Here is an 18,074-nt window from a genome sequence, read left to right on the forward strand (position 1 = left end):
TTGTCGTGGGCTTGACCGAGATCTCCGCATCCGCTTCCGATCCGATGTTCTATCGACGGAAACGTTCTTCTTCATAACAGGTGGCGCAATGTTCGAGGCCGAAGCCTTCTCTCCTCATGAAACGCTCGCCGCAGCGCTGATCGCACACGCGACCGATGGCGACGACGGCTCGCACGACCTTGCCCATATCCTGCGCGTCTTCCGGAACGCCATGCGCATCCATGCTAGCGAAGGCGGCGACGGGCAAATTCTTGCCGCCTCCGTGCTGCTACACGACTGCGTCGCCGTCGAGAAGAATTCGCCGCTGCGGGCACAGGCATCGGCTTTGGCGGCGCGGAAGGCATCGGCAATCTTGGCAGAACTCGGCTGGAGCCAGGCGGATATCGACGCTGCGGCTCACGCCATCACCGCGCATAGTTTCTCGGCCGGGGTGGCGCCGCAGACGCTGGAGGCAAAGATCCTGCAGGATGCCGACCGGCTGGACGCGATCGGCATGGTCGGCGCCGCACGCTGTTTCTATATCGCCGGGCGACTGGGATCTGGACTCTATGATCCGTTCGACCCGGCGGCCGCGAACCGCCCGCTCGATGACAAGCGTTATGCAATTGACCATTTCCAGACGAAGCTGTTCAAACTGGCGGAAGGATTCCAGACCGAGACCGGCCGCAGGCTGGCGGCCGCGCGTGACAAGAGCCTGCGCGACTTCCTCTCGGCTTTCATGAACGAGATTTAGGAGAACGGCATGCGGATCAGCGACCTCTTCATCTACCCGCTCAAGAGCGCCCGCGGCATTGCCCTGCCTTCGGCCGACATCGACGCCTATGGGCTTCCCGGCGACCGGCGGGCGATGATCACTGATCCCAACGGGCACTTCATCACCCAGCGCGAATTGCCGAACCTCGCGCGCATCGAGGTACGACCTGAGGCGAACGCCTTCCGGCTGCTGATGCAGGGAAAAGCGGACATATCGGTGCTGCCGCCTCAGCCTGAAACCCGCATGGACGTATCTGTGTGGAAATCGATCGTCAGCGCCGCCGTCGCCGATCCCGAGAGCAACCGGCAGCTTTCCGAATGGCTTGGCCGCGAGGTGCGGCTCGTCTTCTTCGACGGGCAGGCACGGCGGACAGCGAATGCCGAATGGGCCGGCGAAGGCTCGCCCGTTACCTTCACCGACGGCTACCAGATCCTGGTGACGACGACCGGCTCACTGAAGGCATTGAACGCCGATCTCGCCGCCCATGGCGAAGGCAGTGTCGGCATGGAACGCTTCCGTCCGAACATCGTCATCGATATCGACGAGGCCTGGCCGGAGGATCGCTGGGCGGCGATCGAGATCGCCGGCATCCGCTTCGATCTCGTCAAACCCTGCTCGCGCTGCATCATGACGACGCAAGACCAGTTGACCGGTTCACGCGAAGGCCCCAACCCGATGCCATCAATGGGCCGCATCCGCATGTCGGCCGACCGCCGTGTGCCCGGCCCGCTCTTCGGCTGGAACGTCACCCCACGCGGCAACGGCAGGATCACGCGCGGCGACGCCGTCAGCATTATAGAAGAGAGGCCGGACGGCTGGGCGCTCAAGCGTCGCGCCGCAGCATGATGGGCGCCCTCAGAATCTGATGCGACCCGCTTTGGAAGCGTCAGACGCGCGCGAGCGCGGCGTCGATCCCGGCCATAACATCGGCCGATAGCGGTCCCTTTTCCAGCGCACCGGCATTTTCCTCCACCTGGGTGACTGTGCGGAAGCCCGGAATGGGCAGTGTGCGCGGCGACCTCGCCCAGAGCCAGGCAAGCGCCCCTTGCGTCAGCGTGCGGCCGCCCGATGTCAGGAGATCGCGAACGGCGTCGAGCCTTGCGGCAAATTCCGGAGCTATGCGCCCGTCCTTGAAATAGACCATCCAGTCGAGAGCCGCGCCCCGTACATCCTTGGCGCCCACCGCCTTGTCGGCAGTGAACTTGCCGGTCAGGAGGCCCATGGCCAGCGGACCGCGATTGATGGAGATCAAGCCCTTCCCCTCGATCACCGCGATCATCTCCGCCACCGGCTCGAAGGCATTCATCGTATGCTGAACGGAGACGTAGCCCTGACGGCCGGCAGGACGGGCGGCACGATCAGGAAAATCGGTGCTCCAGCCGAACCCATCGATCTTACCTTCGGTGCGCAACGCTTCCAGCGTGTCGAAGACGGCATCCGATTGTGCCAGTGGAAAGTCATTGAGGTGGAACTGCAGGAGATCGAGGCGGTCGCGCTTGAGCCGGCGCAGCGAGGTCTCGACCGAGCGGCGGATGAAGGCCTCATCGGCGAAGGCGCCGGTTGCCTGCTTGGTTTGCGGATCGGTGGCAAAGCCGAATTTCGTGGCGACGACAATATCGTCGCGATTGCCGATCGCCCGGCCAAGCACCTCCTCCGAATGGCCGGCGCCGTAGTTCGAGGCGGTGTCGAAGAAGCGGATGCCGAGTTCGATGGCGCGATGGATCGCCTCCACCGATTCATCATCGTCGACGTCTCCCCACCCGAGTGGCGTATCACCTGCAAAGAAGGGACCGCCGATCGCCCAGCATCCCATGCCGAGACGCGGAATTTCGCGGCCGTTCCAGAGCGTGATCGTCGTCGGGGTTGCGGTCTTGGTCAGCATGAAATCCTCCTTGGTTGGCATCTCCAAGACATAGGAAGGGCTCATATGCGGGTAAACCGCCAAATCCGGAGGATGTTTTGCACCCGCAAAAAATGCCTGACGGAAGATCTCAAGCGGAGATCGGACCAGAAGTCGTCCGCAAAGCAGGATTGAGCGCCTTGAGTGCCGCCTGAACGAAGCCGTCGCGGGCTGCCACGGCCTCGATGCCGCGCGGTTCATAGACGTGGCGGTGCAGAAAGAATCCGGTGAGACGGAACGCCGCCGCAAGGCTGTCGAAGTCGGCTGCATGGTTGCCTTCGATGCCGAGGAAGGGCGGCAGAAGCAGCATCTTGTCCGCCCACGGGGCACCGGCACTGCGGCTGACGGCGCGGCCGGATTTCGGCGAGACATAGGCGAGATCGGAACGGGCGCCGGTCGCGGCGCATTCGGCCAGATCGAGACCGAAGCCGAGATCGTTCAGCACCGCAAGCTCGAAACGCACGAAGAGTTCGCCGGCATCGGCCGGGTTGTGCAAGTGATCGAGGATAACCTCCAGCGCATCGAAGAGGTGCGGATGCGGGTCACGCTCCGGCAGCAGTCGCAGCAGCGCGCCCATGGCCTGAACGCCGTAGACGGCGGTGGCCGTTTCCATCAGGCGTGCGGCGCGCAACGTCACCGGCTCGACGCGAAATTCTCCGAGATGTTCGTCCAACCGGGCGCGCCAGAGGACCTCCACGCCATTGCCCGCCTGCAGCACCGGCTGCATGGCGCGCGACCGGCCGGAGCGCACCAGACCCAGGTGGCGGCCGCGATCACGCGTCATCACCTCGGCGATGACACTCGTCTCGCCGTGGCGCTTGACGCCCAGGATGATCGCATGGTCCTGCCACTGCATCGGAGGAATTCCTTACGCTGACAAATCCATCCTAGAGCACGATGCCGAAAAGTGTGAGCGGTTTTCGGGCGACATGTCATGGACCGCGTCAGGCGACAGCCGGGAAAAGCCTCAGCAGGAAGTCACGCATCGCCGTTTCGTCGAAAGGCTTCACCAAAAGCGGAATGTGCTGCAAGTCGGGCGGGAAATCGCCGGTATCGGAATAACCGCTGACGAAGCCGAAGGGAATGCCGATATCGAGAAGATGACGAGCAAATCCGAAGCTCATGCCCTCGCCGAGATTGACGTCGAGAAGGGCGAAATCATATGCCTCCGCAGCGATGGCAGCCCTCGCCTGTTCCACGCTGCCGACGATATCGATACTCTCGACGCCGGCCAGGCGCAGCATATCCTCCGCCTCCATCGCGATGATCAGACTGTCTTCAAGAACCAGAACACGGATTGCGCTCATGATCCCATGCCTCCCGTCGGGCGCCTGTCGTAGCGCCCCGGCCATTTCGCCAACATCATTGCCTTCCGGTGCCCCGCATGGCACGCTATCGGTGAATTCCGCCACCATTTCTGAATAAACTACTTTTGTGCCCGGTCGATAAGAATCAATATCGAAGGAAAGGCGACGGTCGACCTTATTTTCCGAGCTGCTAATGCGCATTTAAAAAAGACATAAGACCAAGGGCTAAGAGCATGTCTCGCAAAAGTGTGCTGCGGTTTTGCGATAGAGACATGCGTAAAAACAAAGACCTAAAGCGTGACAAGCGAATCTGAAAGATCGCGACACGCTTTAGATGAAGGGGCGTTTGCCCTCGCCGAGCCCTTCCCAACCGGAAATGGCCATCAATTCATCGCCGTTCAGCAGCTCGCAACCGCGCTCCTGCCAGCGGATCAACCGACGTTCTCCCAGCTTTTTCAAGGTCTTATTGGTGTGGACGATGGATAGGCCGAGCGTATCGGCAATGTGCTGCTGGGTGATGGGGATGAATTTGCGGCCTTTGAAGAGATTAAGCTTCCGGCCACGCTCAAACAGGAACGCGATCAGGTAGGCTGCTCTTTCCAGCGCCGTGCGGCGGCCTATGCTGAGCAGGTGTTCATCGAGAATACGCTCCTCGCGCGCGGCGATCCAGGTGATGTCGAAGGCGAGCGAGGGGTGTTTGTTATAGAGCGTCATCAGCCTGTCACGCTCGAAGACACAAAGGGAAACCGGCGACAGCGCTTCGACGGAATGCTGCATCTCGCCAGCGATCGTTCCCTGCAGGCCAATCAGATCGCCCGGCATGATATAATTCAGAATCTGGCGGCGCCCATCCTCCAGCATCTTGTAGCGAAAGCCCCAACCGGAAAGCACCGTGAAGAGATGAGCGCTGTGTGCGCCCTCGACAAGGATAGTGGAGCCGGCATCGACGGCAAGCTCACCCCTCTTGAAGATCGAGACAAATTCCAGCTCGTCGCGGCTGAATTCCCTGAAATGCGGCAGGGGCCGCAAAGGACATTGCTGGCAAGGGGTCTTGAAAGAATTGACCGAACTCGACGTCACCATGTTTGCCCTTGCCGTTGCAAAACCGGCGCACCATCGTTGGCACGCCGTTCATCAAGCAATGCGCAAGCCACAAATCTGTTCCGTGAGCGAGGCCATTTTTTAATGCGGAAACAATGGGCTGGCGTCCGGCCGACGAAATCCTTGCCATGCTTATTTCGGAAAATCGAGACCCATTTCGCGGAATCTCTCGGGATCATCACCCCAATTCTCGCGAACCTTGACGAACAGGAAAAGATGGACCGGCTGCTCGAGGATCTCGGACAATTCCTTGCGCGACGCAGTCGAGATCGCCTTGATGGTTTCACCACCCTTGCCGAGCGCGATCTTCTTCTGGCTGTCGCGTTCGAGATAGATCACCTGCTCGATCCGCACCGAGCCGTCCTTGCGCTCTTCCCACTTTTCCGTCTCGACATGCGAGGCGTAGGGAAGCTCCTGATGCAGCCGCAAAAACAGCTTCTCGCGGGTGATCTCGGCGGCGAGCTGACGCATCGGCAGATCGGAGATCTGGTCTTCGGGATAGTACCATGGCCCCTCCGGCAGCGTGGCGGCCAGATAGTCCATGAGATCGTCGCAGCCGGAGCCGTTTTCGGCCGATATCATGAAGGTGCGTTCGAAGGCGATCTTCTCGTTGGCGGCGGCTGCGAGTGCCAGCAGATCCTCACGGTTGACGCGGTCGATCTTGTTGAGCAGCAGGATTTTGGGCTGCCGGACTTCCTTGAGGCCTTCGAGGATGGCTTCGGCATCGCCGCGCAGGCCGCGCTCGCTGTCGATCAGCAGCACGATCAGATCGGCATCCCTCGCACCGCCCCAGGCCGAGGTCACCATGGCGCGGTCAAGCCGACGTCGCGGCTTGAAAATGCCGGGCGTATCCATGAAGACGATCTGGGCGTTATCGTGGATGGCGATGCCGCGGACGATGGCGCGCGTCGTCTGCACCTTATGGCTGACGATCGATACCTTGGCGCCGACGAGGCGGTTCACCAGCGTCGACTTGCCGGCGTTGGTCGGCCCGATCAGCGCGACGAAGCCCGAGTGCGTCGGACGATTGGTTTCTGCAGCAGCTTCGGCCGCGATATCTTCTTGTGTCATTAGTCCCGTCAGTTTCCGGCAGGCGATTGCTGCCAAATGCCTTCGCGCTCAAGCATCTTCGTCGCCGCAACTTGTTCGGCGGCACGCTTCGACCGCTCTACGCCGGTTTCCGACTTTATGCCAGCAACTTCCACCGTCACCTTGAAACGCGGATCATGATCCGGTCCGCTGCGTTCATCAACCCGGTAGTTGGGCGTGACGCCGAATTTCGCGTGCGACCATTCCTGCAGCTCGGTTTTGGCGTCGCGCTTGGCGCCATCGGCCCTGACCGCCCTACCCTGCCAGTAGCGCAGTATGAAGCGGCGGGCAACTTCGAGGCCGCCGTCGAGATAGATCGCGGCGATCAGGCTTTCGACGACGTCGGCGCGCACGTTCATCATCCGCTTGCCGGTCAATTTCTTCACATCGGCGCCGGTGCGGATATAGAGGTGAAGATTGAGTTCGTCGGCGACCGCGGCGCAGGTTTCGGCGCTGACGAGCTGGTTGAGGCGGACTGAGAGCTCGCCTTCCGCCGCCGCGCCGAAAGTGCGAAACAGAAGCTCGGCGATGCAGAGCCCGAGAACCCTGTCGCCGAGGAATTCCAGCCGTTCGTAATTGCCGCCCTTTTCGGTGCGGGCGCTGGCGTGGGTCAGCGCCCGATCCAGGCGTTCCTTTTCGGCGAAGTCGTGACCAATCAGGCCTTCAAGCTTTGCGCGGTCCGCCGCAGAAAGCGTCTGCGCCTTGCTCATTCAACAACCTTGAAGAGGCGGTCCCAGCGCATGTTCGTCGGCCACTTCCAGATTTCGCGGAAGGAGGTGTCGTTGCCGAGCGAGAAGAAGATGACGCTGGCGCGGCCGACAAGATTTTCCGCAGGCACGAAGCCGACGTCGAAACGACTGTCGAGCGAGTTGTCGCGATTGTCGCCCATCATGAAATAATGGCCTTCCGGCACGATGAATTCACGGGTGTTATCGCCACGCGACACGGGAGACTGATCGAGCGTGTCGTAGGTCTTGCCACTGTCGAGCGTTTCGCGGAAGACCGGTACATCGGCGCCCGGATCGAGTTTGTAATCCGACGTGAAGGTACCGTCCGCCACCTTCGGAACCGGCTTACCATTGACGTAGAGTACGCCGTCGGTCACCTGAATATGGTCGCCCGGCAGGCCGATGCAGCGCTTGATGTAATCGACCTCAGGGTTAGGCGGGAAGCGGAAGACGACGATGTCGCCACGCTTCGGATCAGTGCCGAACAGGCGGCCGCTGAAAATGTCGGGCGAGAAGGGCAGCGAATATTTCGAATAGCCGTAAGCGAACTTATTGACGAAGATGTAGTCGCCGACGAGCAGCGTCGGCATCATCGAACCGGACGGAATGGTAAAAGGCTGGAACAGCACCGTTCGGATCACCATCGCCAAAATCAGCGCCTGGATGATGACTTTGATATTTTCCCAGAGGGCGTTCGGCTTGGTTTCGACTTTTTCGGACACGCAGTCTTATTCCTTCAAGACGCCGCGGCGGCGCAATTCTTCTGTCGTTCTCTCTAGAGCATGATGCCGAAAAGTGTGCGCGGCTTTCGGACGACATCATGCTCTAACTCTTTAATTTAGAACAGGATTCAGATTCTAGGCCGATCGGCCTAAAATCATCCTGTTCTAGCGACTTCGGTCGGTTGCGGCAATGGCGACAACATCAAAAGCGACGAGAGGTCGCGTCAAGGTCGCGATCAGAGGCTCTCGGGCAACGCCTCGATAATCACGAAGGCCTGCGCCAAGGGATAATCATCCGTTATTGTCAAATGAATGGCGGGCCTGTGGCCCGCGGGCAGCATCGATTCGAGGATCAAGGCGGCAGCACCCGATAAAACCATGGTCGGCTTGCCGCTCGGCAAGTTGACGACGCCCATGTCTTTCCAGAAGACCCCCTGGGCTATGCCGGTGCCGAGCGCCTTGGAACAGGCCTCCTTGGCGGCGAAACGCTTAGCATAGGATGCGCCACGATTTGCCCGGCGGTCGGAACGCGCGCGCTCGATCTCGGTGAAGCAGCGACGCGTGAAGCGCTCGCCGAAACGCTCGATGGATTTCTCGACGCGACGAATGTCGATCAGATCGCTGCCAATGCCGATGATCATGCCGGAACCTTCCGTCGTTTAAGCATTCTTGATCAGGCTCATACGCTCGGCATGTCGCCGGCCGGGCTGGCCAGGCGCAAACGCGCCCGCTCCAACAGCCGTGTGTGGCGGCGCGTCTGGAAACCTTTCACGGTGTAGAACGTCAGCGCATAGAGCGCAACGGAGGTAACGACCCCCGGCGGAATGGCGCCGACCAGCATCGGTTCCAGCACCGGTCTCCACAGCTCGGTGAAGTTCAGCTTGTGAAAGAGGGCGGCCAGATCAACCGCCTGGCCGGCCAGATGATCCTCACGGCTCAACAGCAGATGCCCGATCTCCCAGGTGATGCCCCAGATGAAGGGGTAGGTCAGCGGATTACCGAAGGCCGCGCAGCCGAGGGCGGCGGCCACCATACTGCCGGAGAGGAAATAGGTGATGACAAAAGCCATGACAAAATGCACGCCGATGAACGGCGTCCACGAGACGAAGACACCCGCAGCGACGCCGGCGGCAACCGCATGCGGCGAAGCGCTCAGGCGCAGGATGCGCATTGTCAGGTAACGGATCGGGCGAAGGAAACCTTTGCGGGGCCATAGAAGCTCTCGCATCTTTTCCTTGAATCCCGCGGGCTTGCGACGGAGAAACAACATGGCGGGTATTTAGTGCAGCGCACCTAACCATGACAAGAGCGGCAATTGATACCGCGTAAAAAACAGCTCAGTTCTCTTCGCAGAGATGAGCTTCTTCATGCCGAGGGGCGTCCGTCATGCATAACGTCCCTCACTCGTCTCAAGTATTAAGTTCAGTATCAGCGAGTGCGGAACAGACCGCGGTCGACCTGGCGCTGACGAAACTCGAGATCGATACGATCGAGCGAGCCATTGAGATATGCCATTTCACGTTCCTGCGTGGTCGGAGCGCGGAAAGCGCGAGCGAACTTCCTGATAGGGTCAAACATTTTCTTGTCTCATCTTCTGTTTGCGTTTCGATGACCAGAAGATAGGCCCGGCACAGGTTAATTACTACAGCCGCAACATGGAGACAGCTATGCGCTAAACGCATTGCTTGCCTTTTTAAGGCTCCATCATGACCACGGAACGATCATAAAATGTGCAATTTTATGGTCGGGGCCCTGGGAGCCCAACAAAATCCTATTCATAAAGCCGCCGGACCGTGGCGATGCAGTCCAGCTCCTTCATCTGAGCGAGCAGTTGATTGAGCTGTCGCAGGTCCCAGACCTCGACCTCGAGCATCATTTCGGTGAAATCCGCGGCTACCCGCACGGTATTCAACAAACGGATATTGACGTCGAGGCCTGCAACCGTCTGGGCCACCTTGGCAAGCGTGCCGGGCTCGTTCAACCCATTCACCATGATGCGCGCCATGAAGCGCGACTTGTTGGCTTCGTCGAGGTCCCAGCGGACGTCGATCCAACGGTCGGGCTGATCGTCGAAGCGCTGCAGGCTCGGCGACTGGATCGGATAGATGGTGATGCCCTTGCTTTGGTCCATGATGCCGACAATGCGATCGCCGGGCACCGCGCCTGTGGACGCGAACTTGACGTCGACATTGCCGGACAGGCCGCGGATCGGCCCGATATCGGCTTCGGTGTCGATTTCCGAATGGCCGCCGTCAGGCCCGGGCTTGGCCTTGCCGGGGATCTTGAAGATCATACCGGCCGCGCTGCGGACGTTGAACCAGCCGTCGTCGCCGGAGGGCCTCACGGTGATGCGCTCATCCTGATGGTCGGGGTAGACGGCGCGCAACACGTCGAGCGAGGACATCTCGCCACGGCCGACGGCGGCGATCGCGTCTTCGACTTCCTTCTGGCCGAGACGGTGCAGCGCCGGCTTCATCGCCTCGCGGGAGAAAATCTTCCCGGCTCTGTCGAAGGTACGCTCAAGAATGCGGTGGCCGAGGCCGGCATATTGCTTGCGGATCGCCATGCGGGTGGCGCGGCGGATGGCGGCGCGCGCCTTGCCGGTGACGACGATCTCCTCCCAGGCGGCGGGCGGGACCTGCACGCCGGAGCGGATGATCTCGACCTCGTCGCCATTGGCAAGCCGCGTCACCAGCGGCATGATCCGGCCGTTGATCTTGGCGCCCACCGTGGTATCGCCGATATTGGTGTGCACCGCATAGGCGAAATCGATCGGAGTGGCGCCACGCGGCAGGGCAATCAGCTTGCCCTTCGGCGTGAAGCAGAAGACCTGATCCTGGAAGAGTTCGAGCTTGGTGTGCTCAAGGAATTCTTCCGGGCTATCGCCCTCGGCCAGCGCCTCGATCGTATGGCGCAACCAGGAATAAGCATTGGATTCGCGAGACAGGATGTCGCCGTCGGCATTGGTGGCACCGTCCTTATAGAGCGTGTGGGCAGCAATACCGAATTCGGCGATTTCGTGCATGCGCTTGGTGCGGATCTGCAGTTCGATGCGCTGGCTGGAGGGACCGACGATAGTGGTGTGCAGGGAACGGTAATCGTTCTGCTTCGGCGTCGAGATATAATCCTTGAAGCGGCCAGGCACGACCCGCCAGCGGGTGTGAACGATGCCGAGTGCCCGATAGCAGGAGGGGATGTCCTCGACGATCAAACGAAAGCCGTAGACATCGGAAAGCTGCTCGAAGGAAAGCGACTTCGACTGCATCTTGCGGAAGACCGAATAGGGCTTCTTCTGCCGGCCCCTGACGTAGGCGCTGGTCAGGCCGCTTGCCACCAGCAGGTCGCGCAGTTCGGCCTCGATCTTCTTGACGATGCCCTCGTTGCGCTTGGAGAGCTCTTCCAGCCTTTTGGTGACGGTCTCGTAGGCCTCCAGGTTCATATGTCGGAAGGAGAGTTCCTCCAGCTCCTCGCGCATGTCCTGCATGCCCATGCGACCGGCGAGCGGCGCATAGATTTCCATCGTTTCCTCGGAGATGCGGGCACGCTTGTCGGCCGACATGTGATCGAGGGTGCGCATGTTGTGCAGACGATCGGCTAGCTTGACGAGCAGCACGCGCACATCGTCGGAAATGGCCAGCAACAGCTTGCGCAGGTTTTCCGCCTGCTTGGCCTTCTTGGTGACGAGGTCGAGCTTCTTGATCTTCGTCAGACCCTCGACCAGGCGGCCGATATCCTCGCCGAAGAGTTCGTCGATCTCGGCGCGCGTCGCCGTCGTATCCTCGATGGTATCGTGCAGAAGGGCAACTGCGATCGTCGATTCATCAAGGTGCATGTCGGTGAGGATGGCGGCGACTTCGAGCGGATGGGAAATATAGGGATCGCCGCTCGCGCGCTTTTGCTGGCCATGTTTCTGCATGGCATAGACATAGGCTTTGTTCAGCAGTGCTTCATTGGCATCGGGCTTGTATTGCTGAACCCGCTCCACGAGCTCGTACTGCCGCATCATTCCAAAGCCACTCCGATAAAAATAAAAGCGCGCCAATCAACGATTGGCGCACACATGGGCAATAATATGCCTAAGCAATAAAGGCGCAAGATTGACGATTGGTAATCATCGCTCTTTTGCATCGCATCAAAGTTTTCCCGGATCGAATTCTACCCGGGGCCACATGCGCCCTGGATCGAATCAACGCGACCGGGGTCGCATTAATGCGACCGGGATCAGCCTACGCGCTTAGTAGTCGTCGCTTTTTTCCGGCGGTACGAGGCCTTCGATGCCGGCGAGCAGCTCTTCTTCCGACATCTGGTCGAAAGTGATCGTCTCCGGCACGTCCTGCTCTTCGCTATCGGCCGCGGCGGCACCGCCGGCGGCGATCATGCTGGCCGGATCGGGTTCGGGCTCGTCGACTTCGACATGCTTCTGCAGCGAATGGATCAGATCTTCCTTGAGGTCATCGGGCGAAAGCGTCTCGTCGGCGATTTCGCGCAGGGCGACGACCGGGTTCTTGTCGTTGTCGCGATCGATGGTGATCGAGGCACCCTGGGAAATCAGCCGGGCGCGGTGGCTGGCGAGCAGAACCAGCTCGAAGCGGTTCTCCACCTTGTCGATGCAATCTTCAACTGTGACACGGGCCATTGCCTGTCCTTTGCGGTCGTCATTTCGGGATTAGCACGCCCGATACAATTAAAACCGGGCAAATACAAGTTTTTCATTCCGGCTCCCCTCGTCTTTATCCGCGGCTGAGCTAAATTTCCATGGAGAATGTCACAATTCCACCGAAGGTTGCTTGGAATATGCCGAATCGTGCCCTAAATCTTTCATATATGAATAATTGTTAAAGTATGGATCGGATCGAAATCAAAACACAAGTCATTGTTTTTATTGAATTTTGGTCCTGCGGATTTCTATTGCTCTCATTGGATTGGTAAGCGATGTTTGACCCACGCGAAAAAATTGCACTCTTCATTGACGGCGCCAACCTTTACGCTGCATCCAAGAGCCTCGGCTTCGACATAGATTATCGCAAGCTCCTGAAAGCATTCCAGAAACGCGGCTATCTGCTGCGCGCCTACTATTATACGGCTCTGATCGAAGATCAGGAATATTCGTCGATCCGGCCGCTGATCGATTGGCTCGACTATAACGGCTATAAAGTCGTCACCAAGCCTGCCAAGGAATTCACCGACTCCATGGGTCGCCGCAAGATCAAGGGCAACATGGACATCGAGCTCGCGATCGACGCCATGGAACAGTCCGAAACGGTCGATCATCTCGTTATCTTCTCGGGCGACGGCGACTTCACCAACCTGGTCGAGGCGTTGCAGCGCAGAGGCCGCAAGGTCTCGGTGATCTCAACCATGGCCACACAGCCGCCGATGATCGCCGACGACCTGCGTCGCCAGGCCGACCACTTCATCGATCTCCTGTCTCTAAAAGCTGAAATTGGTCGCGATCCCGCGGAGCGAGCCGCACGTCAGGTCGAAGTCGCACCGACGAGCGATGTAGAGGACTGATCTTAAACGATCATTTCGAAGCGAGTGGCCGCGAGGGACAAGGGCGTAGCAGCCCCCTCCCGGCAGTGCCGTGCACGCATCTTCGAGATCAGCGACAGCGGCCGATTGCCGTGTGATCGCCAATCACGGCATGCGGGCAGCCCAGTGTGGTCAGCCATTGTCCTTCAGCAGGCGGCTCTTCTGCCGGTTCCAATCGCGCTCCTTCTCGGATTGGCGTTTGTCGTGCAATTTCTTGCCCTTGGCGAGCGCCAGCTCCATCTTTGCGCGGCCGCGATCGTTGAAATAGATCTTCAACGGGATCAGCGTCATGCCTTCACGGTTGATAGCAGAGCGAAGGCGATGAATTTCACGCCCCGACAGCAGCAGCTTGCGGCGTCGGCGCGGTTCGTGATTGAAGCGGTTCGCCTGCAGATATTCCGGCAGATAGGAATTGATCAGCCAGATCTCGCCGCCCTCATCCGAGGCATAGGATTCGGCAATATTGGCTTTACCTTCGCGCAGCGCCTTGACCTCCGTGCCCATTAGCACGAGGCCGGCTTCGTAAGTATCGATGATCTCGTAGTTGAAGCGGGCCTTGCGGTTTTCGGCCACGACCTTGTTCACCACGCGCTGGCTGCCTTTGGGGGCCATGACGATTTCCCTTCAGGGCGCGAAAAGCCGCGCCCTCATTGCTTGCCCTTATGTAAGGGAACGACCCGGCCTTGTGAAGACGGCCGGTCTCTTCAGTTCAGCAGCCCGGCGTGGCGCAGGGCGGCGTCGATCGCCGATTCTGTTGCCGGTTCCAGCGCCGAAATCAGCGGCGAGCGGACGTTGCGGCTCATACGACCAAGCTTGAAGAGCCCGTATTTGGCACCGCAAAGACCGGGTTCCAGGAAGATCGCCTTGTGCAGCGGCATCAGCCGATCCTGATATTCCAGCGCGCTCGAATAGTCGCCTTTCAGCGTCGCCGCCTGGAAATCGGCGCAGAGGCGCGGGGCGACATTGGCCGTTACCGAAATACAGCCAACACCGCCATGGGCATTGAAGCCGAGCGCCGTCGCATCCTCGCCGGACAATTGCCTGAAATCGGTACCGCAGGTGATGCGCTGTTCGGAGACCCGTTCGATCTTGCCGGTCGCATCCTTGACCCCGACGATGTTCCTGTGCGCTTTGGCGAGCGCACCCATCGTTTCCGGCGTCATGTCGACCACCGAGCGCCCGGGGATATTGTAGATATAGATCGGCAGATCGACCGCCTCGGCAATCGCCGAAAAATGCGCGATCAATCCCTTCTGCGTCGGCTTATTATAATAAGGCGTGACGACCAGAACCGCGTCCGCACCGACCTTTTCGGCATGCTGGGCAAGCTCGATCGCCTCACGCGTATTGTTCGAGCCGGCGCCAGCCATGACGGGGACACGTTTTGCGGCAACTTCGATGCAGAGTTCCACGACCCGTTTGTGCTCGGCATGCGACAGGGTGGGAGATTCGCCTGTCGTGCCGACAGGAACGAGACCCCTGCTGCCTTCCTTGATCTGCCAGTCGACATGCGCGGCGAAGCTGTCTTCGTCGATCAGTCCGGCATCCGAGAAAGGGGTGACGAGGGCGGGAATGGACCCAGTGAACATGCAAAGCTCCTCACGACCAAATCCTTGCTTCGGCCGCATTCCATGAATATTTTGCGCACCATAGAGCGCCGAAATCATCGCGACAAGCGCGTAGAGTTCGGTTTAGGGCAAATTCCGATAGCAGATGTGAATGAATTTTACCTGGTATGGTAAGGTTTCGTTAAGATGCCTCTAGCCAAATGGCAGGGCGTGTTTTCGTTGCGAGATCCCGGATGAAGAAAGCTGTCCTGATTCTGTCCGCCTTCGGCTTTATTGCCGCCGCGTGGGGCAGTGTAGCGTCGCCGCTTCCCGGCGAGAGCGTGCCCATGCCTTCTGTCAAGCCGCTCGGCTTCATTCCCGAGACAGCCGTACCGGAATCGATGACAACAGGCGCCATTCCGCGTAATCCGGCCATCGCGCCTGTCAACGGCGACCTGAAAGCCGGCCTCGACGCGCTTTCAGACAAGGACCCGCAGCTGGCGCTGTCGATCCGCGACAGCATGCGCGACGGTACGCTCGATCGTCATATCCTCACCTGGGCGATCGCCGTTTCCGGATTGAAGGGCGTTCCCTCCTATGAAATTGCCGGTGCTGCGCAAGAGCTCAAGAGCTGGCCGGGCCTTTCGCGGCTGCGCGCCTATTCCGAACGCGCGCTCTATGACGAAAACCCCGCCCCATCAGCCGTGCTCGCTGCCTTCGGCGATACCGCGCCTGAGATGATGCAGGGCGCCGTCATCCTCGGCCGGGCGCTGGTTGCAACCGGCAAGCAGGCGCAGGCGGCAAAATATATCCGCAAGGTCTGGCGCGGAGAGGCTCTCGACAAGGCGACCGAGGACAAGATCCTCATCGAGTTTTCGGCGCTGCTGACGCCTGCCGACCACAAGGCGCGGATGGACTATCTGATGTATCGCGGCCGAGTGGCGCAGGCCAAGCGCTTCGGAGACATGGGCCAGGCGCAGTCGCTCTACAAAGCCTGGTCTGCCGTCGACGCCAAGGCAGGCAATGCTGGCGCGCTGCTTGACGCCGTCGACGCCAGATGGCGTGGCGATGCCGGCCTGCTGTTTGCGCGGATCGAATATCTCCGCAAGCAGGACAAATATGCCGAGGCGGCGGCACTTCTGGAGCAGATGCCGCCCGAGCGCAGCGAACTTGTCAATTCCGGCGAGTGGTGGAACGAGCAGCGTATCGTCAGCCGCGGCCTGGTCGACCAGGGACAGTTCAAGCCTGCCTATCGCATCGTCGCGAACTACGCCGCAACGAGCCCGACGGATATCGTCGAGGCTGAGTTCCATGCCGGCTGGTACGCGCTTCGCGGCCTGCAGGATCCGGCAACCGCGGAACAACACTTCCGCAAGATCCTCCAGACATCAAACGGGCCGATCTCGGTTTCACGCGCCTGGTATTGGCTTGGACGAGCCGCAGAGGCCGGAGGTCCCGGCAGATCCAGCGAATTCTATGCGAAGGCTGCGACTTTTCCCGGCACTTTCTATGGCCAGCTCGCGGCAGAACGACTGGGGCGAAAGACGCTGAACGTTACCTACCCCTCGCCAAGCGCGGACGACCGGCAACGGTTCCTGGCACGCGAAGCCGTGCAGGCGATCGCCCGGCTGGAGGCGGCAGGCCATGGGTGGCGGGCCGACATTCTCTATCTCGCACTCGCCGATCAACTGCAAAGCCCCGGTGAACTGGCTGTGCTTGCGGCACAGGCGGAGCAAGCCGGTGATCACCATCTGTCGCTGCAGATCGGCAAGATCGCCTATGGACGCGGCATCGACGTCGCCGCGCTCGCCTTTCCGGTCGGCGTCATTCCGGCGAATGCCAATATATCAGGCTCCGGCAAGGCACTCGCCTATGCTATCGCCCGGCAGGAAAGCGCCTTCAACCCAGCCGCGGTTTCGGCGGCGAATGCACGGGGATTGCTACAGCTTCTGCCAGGAACAGCCCAGGCGGTGGCCAAACGCCACAACATCACCTATTCGAAGGACAAGCTGACGGCCGATGCCGGTTACAACGCCACGCTCGGCGCGCATTACCTTGGCGAGCAGATCGACGCCTTCGGCGGCTCCTACATCCTCACCTTCATCGCCTACAATGCCGGGCCGAAGCGGGTACCAGAATGGATCGGCCGCTATGGCGATCCGCGCGGCAAGTCGATTGACGAGATCGTCGACTGGATCGAGCGCATCCCCTTCCCCGAAACGCGCAACTACGTCCAGCGGGTGATGGAGAATTACGAGGTCTACAAGGCCCGTCTCGGCCAGCCAACCGACATCGAGCGCGACCTGATCGGCGGACGCGGCGCCTCCTGAAGCCATTTGGCGCGGCTCGAGAAGCAGGCTACATCTGCGGGATCAACAACTCTCGAGGGATGCGATGCCGGATACGGATGCAAGCGGTTTCCAGGAACGATTTTATGCGTCGTCGGATGGGCTAAAGCTTTATGCCCGCGACTATCGGCCCGGCGAGGCGGCAACCGCGGGAAGACTGCCGGTCGTCTGCCTGCCCGGCCTGACCCGCAATTCGCGGGATTTTCATCCGCTTGCGCTGCTTCTATCCCGGGACACTACAACCGCACGCAGGGTGATCGCGCTGGATTCGCGCGGGCGTGGGAACTCGGCCTGGGATGAGAACAAGGCGAACTACAATCTCACCATGGAGGCCGGCGACGTCGTTACCGCCTGCGCGGCGCTCGGAATCGAGCGGGCGGTCTTCATCGGCACGTCCCGGGGCGGGCTGATCCTGCACCTGATCGCGGCGACACGGCCGGATCTTCTCGAAGCCGTCATCCTCAACGATATCGGGCCTGTGGTCGAGACCGAAGGGCTGGCGCGGATTCGCGACTATCTCAACGGCGGCAAAGGGCCGGAAGATTGGAATGCGGCGGCCGATATAGTGAAGGAAAATCATGGCGCGTCGTTCACCGCGCTTGGAAGCGACGACTGGCGCGAGATGGCACGTGCCATTTATCGCGACATCGGCGGAAGACCGGTCGCCGATTTCGATCCGGCGATCGCGGAGGCACTGAAATCGGTCGATCTCAGCCAGCCGTTGCCCGATCTCTGGGAGCAGTTCGAAAGCCTGAGCCGGTTTCCGCTCCTGCTGATCCGCGGCGAAAATACGTCTCTGCTTTCAAAGGAGACAGCCGATGAAATGGCACGCCGGCATTCGGGGTTGATCTTTCAGACTGCCGAAGGGCAAGGACATGCACCCCTCTTGCATCTCAGCAGCATTCCCGCGGCTATTGGAGCTTTTCTCGCCACCTGCGGATAGCCTGGTTGACGCCGGACATCCGGCAGCTATCCCTGCCATCTGTCGAAATACAAAAAGCCCGGCTCTAGAGCCGGGCTTTCCTGATTGACCGAAGTCAGATCAG

The 18,074-nt window shown here is 60.2% G+C and carries 20 protein-coding genes; 6 read left to right on the plus strand and 14 right to left on the minus strand.

The window, feature by feature from the left end:
* Positions 1-88 precede the first annotated feature (88 nt).
* Positions 89-733, plus strand: a complete 645-nt coding sequence (locus RCCGE510_RS01605) for an HD domain-containing protein (protein WP_007626506.1) — start codon at positions 89-91, stop codon at positions 731-733.
* 9 nt (positions 734-742) lie between these two features.
* Positions 743-1,600 (plus strand): MOSC domain-containing protein, encoded by an 858-nt coding sequence (locus RCCGE510_RS01610; protein ID WP_007626507.1) that lies wholly within the window; start codon positions 743-745, stop codon positions 1,598-1,600.
* Between the two features lie 40 nt (positions 1,601-1,640).
* Here the strand turns inward: RCCGE510_RS01610 and RCCGE510_RS01615 are convergent, their stop codons facing one another.
* The 4 genes from RCCGE510_RS01615 to RCCGE510_RS01630 form a co-directional block, all read right to left on the minus strand.
* A complete protein-coding gene (locus RCCGE510_RS01615) occupies positions 1,641-2,636 on the minus strand; it encodes an aldo/keto reductase (protein WP_007626508.1) in 996 nt (331 codons plus the stop codon).
* A 109-nt stretch (positions 2,637-2,745) separates the two neighbouring features.
* Positions 2,746-3,510, minus strand: a complete 765-nt coding sequence (recO, locus tag RCCGE510_RS01620) for a DNA repair protein RecO (RefSeq protein WP_007626509.1) — start codon at positions 3,508-3,510, stop codon at positions 2,746-2,748.
* Between the two features lie 88 nt (positions 3,511-3,598).
* Positions 3,599-4,069, minus strand: a complete 471-nt coding sequence (locus tag RCCGE510_RS01625) for a response regulator (protein ID WP_037077484.1) — start codon at positions 4,067-4,069, stop codon at positions 3,599-3,601.
* Between the two features lie 222 nt (positions 4,070-4,291).
* Entirely contained in the window at positions 4,292-5,044 is a 753-nt protein-coding gene (locus tag RCCGE510_RS01630) for a Crp/Fnr family transcriptional regulator (RefSeq protein ID WP_007626511.1), read from the minus strand.
* Here RCCGE510_RS01630 and RCCGE510_RS35930 point away from each other — a divergent pair.
* Entirely contained in the window at positions 5,013-5,147 is a 135-nt protein-coding gene (locus RCCGE510_RS35930) for a hypothetical protein (RefSeq protein ID WP_276310624.1), read from the plus strand. The two genes, RCCGE510_RS01630 and RCCGE510_RS35930, sit on opposite strands and share 32 nt — an antisense overlap.
* A 47-nt stretch (positions 5,148-5,194) precedes the next feature.
* Here the strand turns inward: RCCGE510_RS35930 and era are convergent, their stop codons facing one another.
* The 8 genes from era to rpoZ form a co-directional block, all read right to left on the minus strand.
* On the minus strand, positions 5,195-6,133 hold the full coding sequence (era, locus tag RCCGE510_RS01635) for a GTPase Era (RefSeq protein ID WP_007626512.1): 939 nt from the start codon (positions 6,131-6,133) through the stop codon (positions 5,195-5,197).
* Between the two features lie 8 nt (positions 6,134-6,141).
* Complete coding sequence (rnc, locus tag RCCGE510_RS01640; protein WP_007626514.1) at positions 6,142-6,861, minus strand: ribonuclease III; 720 nt, start codon at positions 6,859-6,861, stop codon at positions 6,142-6,144.
* On the minus strand, positions 6,858-7,601 hold the full coding sequence (gene lepB, locus RCCGE510_RS01645) for a signal peptidase I (protein ID WP_007626521.1): 744 nt from the start codon (positions 7,599-7,601) through the stop codon (positions 6,858-6,860). Before lepB ends, rnc begins: the two co-directional genes overlap by 4 nt.
* Positions 7,602-7,837: 236 nt before the next feature.
* Positions 7,838-8,242 (minus strand): holo-ACP synthase, encoded by a 405-nt coding sequence (gene acpS / locus RCCGE510_RS01650; protein WP_007626522.1) that lies wholly within the window; start codon positions 8,240-8,242, stop codon positions 7,838-7,840.
* A gap of 38 nt (positions 8,243-8,280) precedes the next feature.
* Complete coding sequence (locus RCCGE510_RS01655; RefSeq protein WP_007626523.1) at positions 8,281-8,871, minus strand: DUF2062 domain-containing protein; 591 nt, start codon at positions 8,869-8,871, stop codon at positions 8,281-8,283.
* 158 nt (positions 8,872-9,029) lie between these two features.
* A complete protein-coding gene (locus RCCGE510_RS33015; RefSeq protein WP_007626525.1) occupies positions 9,030-9,179 on the minus strand; it encodes a DUF3563 family protein in 150 nt (49 codons plus the stop codon).
* Positions 9,180-9,372: 193 nt separating this feature from the next.
* A complete protein-coding gene (locus RCCGE510_RS01660) occupies positions 9,373-11,607 on the minus strand; it encodes a bifunctional (p)ppGpp synthetase/guanosine-3',5'-bis(diphosphate) 3'-pyrophosphohydrolase (protein ID WP_007626527.1) in 2,235 nt (744 codons plus the stop codon).
* 228 nt (positions 11,608-11,835) lie between these two features.
* Positions 11,836-12,237 carry a DNA-directed RNA polymerase subunit omega gene (gene rpoZ / locus RCCGE510_RS01665; protein ID WP_007626528.1) on the minus strand — a complete coding sequence of 134 codons (402 nt, stop codon included), beginning with the start codon at positions 12,235-12,237 and terminating at the stop codon, positions 11,836-11,838.
* 296 nt (positions 12,238-12,533) lie between these two features.
* Here rpoZ and RCCGE510_RS01670 point away from each other — a divergent pair, with 296 nt between their 5' ends.
* A complete protein-coding gene (locus tag RCCGE510_RS01670) occupies positions 12,534-13,115 on the plus strand; it encodes an NYN domain-containing protein (RefSeq protein WP_007626529.1) in 582 nt (193 codons plus the stop codon).
* Positions 13,116-13,265: 150 nt separating this feature from the next.
* On the opposite strand, the gene smpB is transcribed toward RCCGE510_RS01670, so the two are convergent.
* A complete protein-coding gene (gene smpB / locus RCCGE510_RS01675) occupies positions 13,266-13,745 on the minus strand; it encodes an SsrA-binding protein SmpB (RefSeq protein WP_007626530.1) in 480 nt (159 codons plus the stop codon).
* Positions 13,746-13,837: 92 nt separating this feature from the next.
* The gene (dapA, locus tag RCCGE510_RS01680) at positions 13,838-14,722 is read right to left on the minus strand and encodes a 4-hydroxy-tetrahydrodipicolinate synthase (protein WP_007626531.1); all 885 of its coding nucleotides are present in this window, start codon (positions 14,720-14,722) and stop codon (positions 13,838-13,840) included.
* Positions 14,723-14,934: 212 nt separating this feature from the next.
* Here dapA and RCCGE510_RS01685 point away from each other — a divergent pair, with 212 nt between their 5' ends.
* Together RCCGE510_RS01685 and RCCGE510_RS01690 are read left to right on the plus strand one after the other, a co-directional pair.
* Positions 14,935-17,010, plus strand: a complete 2,076-nt coding sequence (locus RCCGE510_RS01685) for a lytic transglycosylase domain-containing protein (RefSeq protein WP_007626532.1) — start codon at positions 14,935-14,937, stop codon at positions 17,008-17,010.
* A 64-nt stretch (positions 17,011-17,074) separates the two neighbouring features.
* Positions 17,075-17,971 carry an alpha/beta hydrolase gene (locus RCCGE510_RS01690; protein WP_007626541.1) on the plus strand — a complete coding sequence of 299 codons (897 nt, stop codon included), beginning with the start codon at positions 17,075-17,077 and terminating at the stop codon, positions 17,969-17,971.
* Positions 17,972-18,074 lie beyond the last annotated feature (103 nt).

This window comes from Rhizobium sp. CCGE 510, assembly GCF_000292525.1.
In the GTDB taxonomy this organism is placed as follows: Bacteria; Pseudomonadota; Alphaproteobacteria; order Rhizobiales; family Rhizobiaceae; genus Rhizobium.

Coding starts and splice junctions, on each gene's coding strand:
- RCCGE510_RS33015 (WP_007626525.1), bottom strand. CDS start 9,179: ATGTTTGACCCTATCAGGAAGTTCGCTCGCGCTTTCCGCGCTCCGACC.
- rpoZ (WP_007626528.1), bottom strand. CDS start 12,237: ATGGCCCGTGTCACAGTTGAAGATTGCATCGACAAGGTGGAGAACCGC.
- RCCGE510_RS01615 (WP_007626508.1), bottom strand. CDS start 2,636: ATGCTGACCAAGACCGCAACCCCGACGACGATCACGCTCTGGAACGGC.
- RCCGE510_RS01685 (WP_007626532.1), top strand. CDS start 14,935: ATGAAGAAAGCTGTCCTGATTCTGTCCGCCTTCGGCTTTATTGCCGCC.
- RCCGE510_RS01610 (WP_007626507.1), top strand. CDS start 743: ATGCGGATCAGCGACCTCTTCATCTACCCGCTCAAGAGCGCCCGCGGC.
- RCCGE510_RS01670 (WP_007626529.1), top strand. CDS start 12,534: ATGTTTGACCCACGCGAAAAAATTGCACTCTTCATTGACGGCGCCAAC.
- RCCGE510_RS01625 (WP_037077484.1), bottom strand. CDS start 4,069: ATGGTGGCGGAATTCACCGATAGCGTGCCATGCGGGGCACCGGAAGGC.
- dapA (WP_007626531.1), bottom strand. CDS start 14,722: ATGTTCACTGGGTCCATTCCCGCCCTCGTCACCCCTTTCTCGGATGCC.
- RCCGE510_RS01655 (WP_007626523.1), bottom strand. CDS start 8,871: ATGTTGTTTCTCCGTCGCAAGCCCGCGGGATTCAAGGAAAAGATGCGA.
- smpB (WP_007626530.1), bottom strand. CDS start 13,745: ATGGCCCCCAAAGGCAGCCAGCGCGTGGTGAACAAGGTCGTGGCCGAA.
- acpS (WP_007626522.1), bottom strand. CDS start 8,242: ATGATCATCGGCATTGGCAGCGATCTGATCGACATTCGTCGCGTCGAG.
- RCCGE510_RS01690 (WP_007626541.1), top strand. CDS start 17,075: ATGCCGGATACGGATGCAAGCGGTTTCCAGGAACGATTTTATGCGTCG.
- RCCGE510_RS01660 (WP_007626527.1), bottom strand. CDS start 11,607: ATGATGCGGCAGTACGAGCTCGTGGAGCGGGTTCAGCAATACAAGCCC.
- rnc (WP_007626514.1), bottom strand. CDS start 6,861: ATGAGCAAGGCGCAGACGCTTTCTGCGGCGGACCGCGCAAAGCTTGAA.
- RCCGE510_RS01630 (WP_007626511.1), bottom strand. CDS start 5,044: ATGGTGACGTCGAGTTCGGTCAATTCTTTCAAGACCCCTTGCCAGCAA.
- RCCGE510_RS01605 (WP_007626506.1), top strand. CDS start 89: ATGTTCGAGGCCGAAGCCTTCTCTCCTCATGAAACGCTCGCCGCAGCG.
- era (WP_007626512.1), bottom strand. CDS start 6,133: ATGACACAAGAAGATATCGCGGCCGAAGCTGCTGCAGAAACCAATCGT.
- recO (WP_007626509.1), bottom strand. CDS start 3,510: ATGCAGTGGCAGGACCATGCGATCATCCTGGGCGTCAAGCGCCACGGC.